Genomic DNA, 4,550 nt, shown 5'->3' on the forward strand with positions numbered 1-4,550 from the left:
ACAAAAGCCGCTTGCAAAAACAAGCGGCTTTTCGTATGTTCATCGGTACAGATTTTCGATGCAACCACATCGGCAATCGAAAGTATTAAGGTTTGGCGACCGTTAATAATTTCACCACAGGGGCTAATGTACCTGTCTTAAATTCTAAGGTTTTCCGCTTCATTGTCAAGCACAGACCTCAAAATTAAGAGCCGATCTGTAAAACATCGTGACCTGTCCATGTGTGGGTGATGAGGTACAGCGACGCTAGCACACATCGGAAAAACGCTATTACTAGGGGAACTGAACAGAGTAGCGGACGCAATGAGTAGTCATTTAATTGGCGGTTATGAGCGTGTTCAGGCGGTGCTATCAATCGTAATCATAACAGTGGCAGCTTGATACAGTGATGCCATGCCCGAAGCGAAAGCGACCGACCGACGGAATACTTTCAGGGTGATACTTCTGGAGCGATTTTTAAAAATTGCTTTAGGGTGAGTATTCGCCCTCGCTCTGCTCTCTCTCTCTGGAATTTTAATCTCTTATATAGATAAATAATTGATTTTATATATAAAATATTGATATGGGGTAAATATTATTAAGAATAATTAAACAATTGAGTATAGATAAATCATTGTAAAATATAGATTAATTATTGAGATAAATGTATATTTATATATAAATCAACAATTTAAAATTTTTGTTAAAGAAAACTTTTCAAAAAAAATGTATTAAATTTCTGTCAATTTGGTCAATTGTTTACAATGTTCCACGCAGCTTAGGCTATCGTGATAAACAGAACTTTGCTGAAAAAGAACTTTTCACTGAATTGGTTAAAATGTAAGCAGCCTGAGAGCCGAAAAATTTTTCAAAACAAAACGCCTCAATCACCCCCCAAAAATACCGCTAAAACATCACCATTTCACCGCTAACCCCTTTGTTTTAAGTGTGGCTTATGTACCCTACGTCACAGCTATAAAAGCGGCTGTAATCGCTTCCTGTAGCGATCTAGGCTGTTGATAACTTCTGGAACAACGCAAAATATCAATATTTGATTATTTTTTAACCTAGTTATTTTTGTTACAGGGTAACTTTGATGATGTTATTTTTATGTTTTGGTGTTACAGGGTAACGAAAAATATGTTACAGGGTAATGAATTAAACGTTACAGGATAACTATTGTTACAGGGTAATATTAAATAGTTATCCTGTAATTTTAAAATAGTTACAGGGTAACATAAATTTTTACAAATAAATTTTATAAAAAGTTATCCTGTAACTATAAATAATGTTATCCTGTAACTGTGATATAATATATGGGAGTTAAAGACATGAAAGACCCGAACGACAAAAAGACGCAGGACATGCTAAAAGAGCCGCCAAAATCTAACGCAGAAAGACAAAAGGCATATCGTGAAAAACGTAAAAGCCTTGATAGTCAACGTCTAGAGGTGTTTATAGATAAGAGTGTTTCGGATATGCTTGCGGACATTGTTGGGGCAGCAGGGGAGAGCCAAAAAGCCATTTTGACAGCTCTTATTGAGAAAGAATACAAGCGACTATATGCGGTGAAAAACAGCAAGCTAAAAAAGTACATTGATTCAAAAAGTAATGCAGATAAAAAAGAAACCCTCGATTTATGAGGGTTTTTTACAACTACTAATATCTATGAAAATAGGTGCTTATCATTTTCTCTAATGTACCTCATAAAATCAGGATTTTGGTCTAACAATTTTTTGATGTCATTGTCATGTTTCTTCAATAAATATGCACCCATAAGGATCTTGCGTTTTGCATCGTCTGACCTTGCCTGTTTTTGCTCTCGACCTTTGATAACCGCTTGAGCTAGATCATCTCTTGCCTTTTGTTGTTGCTTCAATTTTTCCTTTTCTTCAGAGAGCATCTGACCCAATTCCATAGCCGTTTTTTTAACCATTTCGGACACCTTTATATAAACCTATTTTCCGAAGTGTACCCCTTCAGTAGCGTGAAAAGTGTTCTACTTCAAAAACTCGACTTATATCCAAAAATCGAGCGTAGCGAGCAAAATCCAAAAAACAGCTCAAAGCCTTATCGCTCTTGCTTTTGCTTTTAGCCTCGCAGAGTTCCCAAAGGGCGCACTTACGCAAAATTTTTGCTACGCCAAATTTTGCAAGTACGGTCAGGGAAACCCCGACACCCCAACCGCCCCAAAGGGGGGCGGCTGTTAATAGAAAGGTGAGCCAATGGCAATTTACCACTGTTCAATCCAACCAATTTCGAGGTCAGATGGTCGCTCGATTGTGGCGTGTGCAGCATACCGAGCAGGCGAAAAACTGGAGTGTGACACATACGGAAAAACGCAGGACTACACCCGAAAAACTGGCATCGAATACAAGCAAATTTTTGCCCCAGTTGGGGCAAGTCCTGACCTTTTGGATCGTCAAACTTTATGGAATCAGGTAGAGCAATCGGAGTTAAAAAAAGACGGTTCAATCAAACAGGAGGCACGACTAGCGAAAGAAGTAGAGGTGGCATTGCCGCATGAACTGGATAAGGCACAGCGTCAGGCACTTGTTACAGAGCTATGCCAGTCCTTAGTTAAAGCCTATGGGGTGCCGGTGGACGTGGCGATCCACGCCCCCCACACTCATGGCGGAAGTGATGAAAGAAACTTCCATGCCCACATACTAATGACCACTCGAACCGCCACCGCAAAAGGGCTAGGGGCAAAAGTAAGGGAGCTAGATCAGAACTCAACGCTGAAAAAAATCAGGGAAAAAGTGGCGGATCTGACGAACGTCCACCTAGAGCGAGCAGGGCTTGAGGTGAGAGTTGATCACCGCAGTCATAAGGATCGTGGACTAGACATCGAGCCGACATTCAAGGAGGGACTTGAAGCCACCCACGCCAAGCGCAGGGGGGAGGAACTGGAGATCGTCAAGCGTAATGATGAAATCAAAAAGCGCAATAAAAAAGCTGAAAGGCTTGATATGTCTATCATTGAGACGAGCAACAGAGTAGAGCAATTGACACTTGAACAGCAGCAACAGCAGCAGCTGGAGGATGCCGTAGACCAAGCCCCCGCAGTCTATGCCACCGCACAACAGGCACTATACGACCACCAACAACACCGCCAAACGCTTATAGATGTGTATTTGATTGAAGTAAAAACGGATGAGAAGCGAGCAGAGCATAGATTTTACAAGGCTTTGCAAGACAATATCGACCGCTTGCAGCTTGATAGGTTAATTAGGGAGGGGAAAGAGGCTGAGGTGCTCTTGCGTGAAATTGGTGAGCCTCTACCTCCTCCGATCAAGATTAAAAAAGGATGGTTTAGCTCTGAACTATTTAGCTTTGATGACATGCTCAAACAGTACGAGACAGACCAGTCGAGCCTTGCTGTCTATCATGCTGAAATTAGAGAGGAAATGCAGGCACAGCAGCAGAAAGAGCGAGAGCGACAACAGGAAGCCAAACGCAAAGAAGAGGATAGAGAGAAGCAGAAACAGGCGTATGAACGCTATCTATCAAAATACGGCTATGTGAAAGATGCTGAGTATGACCATGTTAGTGACAGTGTTGGTTGGGAGCTATCAACCTACACACGTTTGCAGGCGCAAGCATGGGCAAGAAACGATATGCAAGAGTATGCAAGGTGTTCAAAGGAAAAATACGAACAGATCAGCGATAAAATAGCCCGCGAGCGTGACTTGAAAAAAATTGAGCAAGTGAGCCGTATCCTGGATAAAGACAGACAGGCACTTGCTGATATTTTACCGCAGTTGATGCCTTACTATGAGCAGATGCAACAGGCTGTTAATAAACGGAAAATTTTACTTGAGAATGAGCGACAGCCATCATTTAAACCACGTTATGACCAAGAACAGCCTAAGCCGAAAAAAGACAATGACCTAACTTTTTAATGTGTTACAATAGCATTCAAATGTAACACATTGGAGTGAAAAACATGACAGAAGCGACTTTTACCTTTCGGGTAGACCATGACCTAAAGCAAGAATTTTCAAGCCTTGCTAAGACTGTTGATCGGTCGGGGGCGCAGCTAATCCGTGACTTCATGCGTGACTTTGTTAAGAAGCAACAGGAAGCCGCAGACTATGACAAATGGTTCAAGCAGCAGGTACAGATCGGCTTAAATGAAGCCAATGCAGGCAAGTTGATTCCACATGAGGACGTAAAGGCAGAGTTTGCCGCTAGACGTGCTGCAACATTGGCGAAACTGGCAGCGAAGAATGAAGATTGAGTGGACTGAAACAGCTCGCCAAGATCGTAGAAATATCTATGATTATCTTGAAGAACGCAACCCTATAGCAGCTATTGAAATTGATGATTTAATTGAAGAAAAGACAGATTTACTTGTTGATAATCGACTGATGGGGCGCACAGGCAGACAGAAAGATACTAGGGAGTTAGTGATACATCCGCATTATGTGGTTGTATATGACATCACTGATATAATACGGATACTCAGAGTGCTACACACATCGCAGGAGTGGTCATGACTTACTCATGTACTTTGGATTATTTAGTGTTATAAAATTCTGATTTATAAATTTTTTTTGTTAAAAACG

The 4,550-nt window shown here is 41.3% G+C and carries 5 protein-coding genes; 4 read left to right on the forward strand and 1 reads right to left on the reverse strand.

The features are described from left to right. The first annotated feature begins 1,310 nt into the window (after positions 1-1,310). The gene (locus tag ACWQ4X_RS19400) at positions 1,311-1,622 is read left to right on the forward strand and encodes a RepB family protein (protein WP_171289347.1); all 312 of its coding nucleotides are present in this window, start codon (positions 1,311-1,313) and stop codon (positions 1,620-1,622) included. Positions 1,623-1,645: 23 nt separating this feature from the next. On the opposite strand, the gene ACWQ4X_RS19405 is transcribed toward ACWQ4X_RS19400, so the two are convergent. Continuing rightward, entirely contained in the window at positions 1,646-1,915 is a 270-nt protein-coding gene (locus ACWQ4X_RS19405; protein WP_096877524.1) for a hypothetical protein, read from the reverse strand. A gap of 289 nt (positions 1,916-2,204) precedes the next feature. Here ACWQ4X_RS19405 and mobQ point away from each other — a divergent pair, with 289 nt between their 5' ends. From mobQ to ACWQ4X_RS19420, 3 genes are read left to right on the forward strand one after another with little or no spacing between them, the layout of a single operon-like run. After that, positions 2,205-3,884 carry a MobQ family relaxase gene (gene mobQ / locus ACWQ4X_RS19410; RefSeq protein WP_457904648.1) on the forward strand — a complete coding sequence of 560 codons (1,680 nt, stop codon included), beginning with the start codon at positions 2,205-2,207 and terminating at the stop codon, positions 3,882-3,884. Positions 3,885-3,928: 44 nt separating this feature from the next. Continuing rightward, positions 3,929-4,222, forward strand: coding sequence for a CopG family ribbon-helix-helix protein (locus tag ACWQ4X_RS19415; RefSeq protein WP_005166297.1), 294 nt, complete (start codon positions 3,929-3,931; stop codon positions 4,220-4,222). Beyond that, positions 4,212-4,481, forward strand: coding sequence for a type II toxin-antitoxin system RelE/ParE family toxin (locus tag ACWQ4X_RS19420; RefSeq protein WP_005166293.1), 270 nt, complete (start codon positions 4,212-4,214; stop codon positions 4,479-4,481). The genes ACWQ4X_RS19415 and ACWQ4X_RS19420 overlap by 11 nt, the downstream gene beginning before the upstream one ends. The last annotated feature ends 69 nt before the right edge of the window (positions 4,482-4,550 follow it).

This window comes from Acinetobacter sp. NigerLNRRAM0016 (assembly GCF_054112845.1).

Coding starts and splice junctions, on each gene's coding strand:
- ACWQ4X_RS19420 (WP_005166293.1), top strand. CDS start 4,212: ATGAAGATTGAGTGGACTGAAACAGCTCGCCAAGATCGTAGAAATATC.
- ACWQ4X_RS19415 (WP_005166297.1), top strand. CDS start 3,929: ATGACAGAAGCGACTTTTACCTTTCGGGTAGACCATGACCTAAAGCAA.
- mobQ (WP_457904648.1), top strand. CDS start 2,205: ATGGCAATTTACCACTGTTCAATCCAACCAATTTCGAGGTCAGATGGT.
- ACWQ4X_RS19405 (WP_096877524.1), bottom strand. CDS start 1,915: ATGGTTAAAAAAACGGCTATGGAATTGGGTCAGATGCTCTCTGAAGAA.
- ACWQ4X_RS19400 (WP_171289347.1), top strand. CDS start 1,311: ATGAAAGACCCGAACGACAAAAAGACGCAGGACATGCTAAAAGAGCCG.